The sequence below is a fragment of the Kitasatospora sp. NPDC056327 genome (assembly GCF_042261735.1).
Lineage (GTDB): Bacteria > Actinomycetota > Actinomycetes > Streptomycetales > Streptomycetaceae > Kitasatospora.
This window is the reverse complement of sequence record NZ_JBHJRC010000508.1, coordinates 1-2,615: the sequence shown is the minus strand read 5'-3', so window position 1 is coordinate 2,615 and position 2,615 is coordinate 1. Positions and strand designations below refer to the sequence as shown.

At 76.9% G+C, this 2,615-nt stretch carries 2 protein-coding genes; one reads left to right on the top strand and one right to left on the bottom strand.

Going from position 1 to position 2,615, the window contains the following annotated elements; translation table 11 throughout:
• Positions 1 to 3 precede the first annotated feature (3 nt).
• Positions 4 to 1,311: a nitrous oxide reductase family maturation protein NosD gene (locus ACFCX4_RS35825; protein WP_376151595.1), complete on the bottom strand. Its 1,308-nt coding sequence runs from the start codon at positions 1,309 to 1,311 to the stop codon at positions 4 to 6.
• Between the two features lie 67 nt (positions 1,312 to 1,378).
• Between ACFCX4_RS35825 and ACFCX4_RS35820 the strand changes: the two genes are divergently transcribed.
• Positions 1,379 to 2,590, top strand: coding sequence for a Dyp-type peroxidase (locus tag ACFCX4_RS35820; RefSeq protein ID WP_376151593.1), 1,212 nt, complete (start codon positions 1,379 to 1,381; stop codon positions 2,588 to 2,590).
• Positions 2,591 to 2,615: the final 25 nt, after the last annotated feature.

Below are 2,615 nucleotides of genomic sequence, written 5' to 3'. Positions count from 1 at the left end.
CCGTCACCCCGCCGGCCGCGGCGGCAGCGCCCCCGCGTCCGCCGGCAGCGGGTACGCCGCCGGGTCCACCGCCCCCGGCAGGCCCGTCGCCGCACGGGCGGGCGCCGCCGGGTCCGCCAGGGACGGCTGTGCGGGCGGCGCCGGCACCTGGCTGAACGGCACCCCGGGCGGCGCCTGGACCGCCGACGCCCGGCCGGCCGCCAGCGGCCCGCGTGCCGGTCCGCCGCAGGCCGCCGCGGCCTCCAGCCCGTCCGGGCTCTGCGTGCCGGGCCGGTTGCCGCCGAAGCAGTTGCCCGGGTCCGCCGAGGCGAGCACCAGGTCGGTGCCGTTGCCGTCCACCTGGTTGCCCTCGACCCGGTTGCCGCTCGCCGGGTGCCCCGACGGGTCGGTGACGATCACCCCGGCCGCGCGGTTGCCGCGGACCAGGTTGCGCTCCACCCGGTTCGCCGTCCCGCCGCCGATGCCGATGCCGATGCCGAACCCGCCGTCCGCCTGCTGCGGCGAGTCCGCGGCGTTGTTGTCGACCACCACGTTGCCCGCGATCACCGCGCCGCGCTGCGGGGCCAGCGCCTCCAGGTCGTTGGAGTTGACGGTGACGCCGACCCGGTTCCCGGCCGCCCGGTTGCCCAGGATCGACAGGTTGTCGGAGGCGTTGGTCAGCTCGATGCCGACCGCGTTGCGCTCCACCGTGTTGCCGCGCACCAGGGTGTCGCAGGGCTTGCACTGCCCCACGTAGATGCCGGAGTCGGCGTGCCCGGAAGCGTAGGAGTCCTCGATCACGCCGCCCCGGGCGTCGAAGGCGTAGATGCCGTAGAGACCGTTGTTGTACGACGTCACCCGGGTCGCCCGGAAGCCCTCCACGGGCGGGAAGCGGGCGGTGTCCAGCGGGTCGTAGGCCGAGCCGCCCGCCCCGCGCTGCTGCAGCTTCTCGTCGGTCACGCCGGTGAACAGCACGCCGTTGGCCAGGTAGCCGTGCACGGTGAGGTTCTCCACCACCGACCCGGGGCCGGTGACGGTGATGCCGTTGGCCAGCTTCAGCCCGCCGTCGAACACCACGGCCGAGCGGTCGGTCCCGCGCAGCACGACGTCGCGCCGGGCGACGCGCACGCTCTCGCGGTAGGTGCCGGGGCCCACCAGCACCGTGTCGCCCTCCCGGGCGACGTCCACGGCCTTCTGGACGGTGGCGAAGTCCTCCGGGACGCGGACCACGGTCCCGGCGGGATGCCCGGCGTCCTCCGGGGCCGGACCCGCGGACGAGCACCCGGCGGCCGCCAGGACGAGCGCCGCGACCACCGGGAAAGCACCGGTCATACGAGCTGACCGGCAATCAGGAAACATGATTTGCATGGCAGGTGTTCTATCGTCTCCAATAGGGCGCATGCCCACCGAACCGGAAAACACGTCGCCCCCGAACCCGTCGGCCGCGTCCGGTCCCGGACGGCGAAGGGCCCTGCTGGCGGCCGGTGCGGTGCTCGCCGCGGGCGTCGGGGCGACGGCCGGCCGGCTCGCGGGCGGCGACGGCGCGGCGCACGGCGGTGGCACCGCGGGCGCGCCTCCCGAGGAGGGCCCGGTTCCCTTCCACGGCGCCCGGCAGGCCGGGGTGACGGCGGCCCAGCTCCCGGCCACCGGACTGCTCGCCTTCGACCTCCCGGCGGCCTCCGCCGCCGCGGACCGGGAGACCCTGCGCGCCCTGCTCTCCCGCTGGACCGGCACGCTGGCCTCCGCCGCCCGGCCCGGGGCCGAGCCCCGCCTGAGCACCGTCGGTCCCGCCAGGATCACCTCGCTGGTCGGCCTGGGGCCCGCGCTCACCGCCCGCCTCGGCCTCCCCGCGCCCGCCGGCCTGGCCGAGCTGCCGCCGTTCCCCGGCGACCGCCTGGACCCCGCCCGCGGTGGCGGTGACCTGCTGCTCCAGCTGTCCGCCGCCGACCCCTGGACGCTCTCCGTCGTCACCGAACTCGCCGTCACCGACGCCCGGGCCGCCGGCGCCGCGCCCCGCTGGTCGCAGCGCGGTTTCCTGCCCGTGACCGCCCCGGGTGCCACGCCCCGCAACCTGTTCGGCTTCAAGGACGGCACCGCCAACCCCGACGAGGAGAGCGCCCGCCAGTGGGTCTGGGGCCCGCCCGGGCCGCACGAGCACGCCACTGTCCTGGTCTACCGGCGGATCCGGCTGGACACCGCGGCCTTCGCCGCCCTCCCCGAGGAGCAGCGGAACCTCGCGATGGGCCGCCGGGCCGGCGACGGCGCCCCGCTGACCGGCACCGCGGAACGCGACGAACCCGACCTCTACGCCAAGCACCCCGACGGCGCCTACGTCATCCCCGTCACCGCCCACGTCCGGCTGACCGGCCCCCGCCTCGACGGCGGCGCCCGGATGCTGCGCCGCGGCTACAGCTACGACGACGGCCCCGAGGACCGCGGCCTGCTCTTCTGCGCCTTCGTCCGCGACACCGGCCAGTTCACCCGGGTCCAGGAGCGGCTCGCCGCCCGCGACGCCCTGAACCCCTTCGTCACCCACACCGCCTCGGCCGTCGCCTACGTCCTGCCCGGCGTCTCCGAGGGCGGCACCCTCGGCGGGCACCTCTGGGCCTGACCCGCGCCCGGCTCCGGTCCGGGCG

Excerpts from the sequence above, each read along its gene's own strand:
- ACFCX4_RS35825 (WP_376151595.1), bottom strand. The coding sequence starts at position 1,311 with ATGACCGGTGCTTTCCCGGTGGTCGCGGCGCTCGTCCTGGCGGCCGCC.
- ACFCX4_RS35820 (WP_376151593.1), top strand. The coding sequence starts at position 1,379 with ATGCCCACCGAACCGGAAAACACGTCGCCCCCGAACCCGTCGGCCGCG.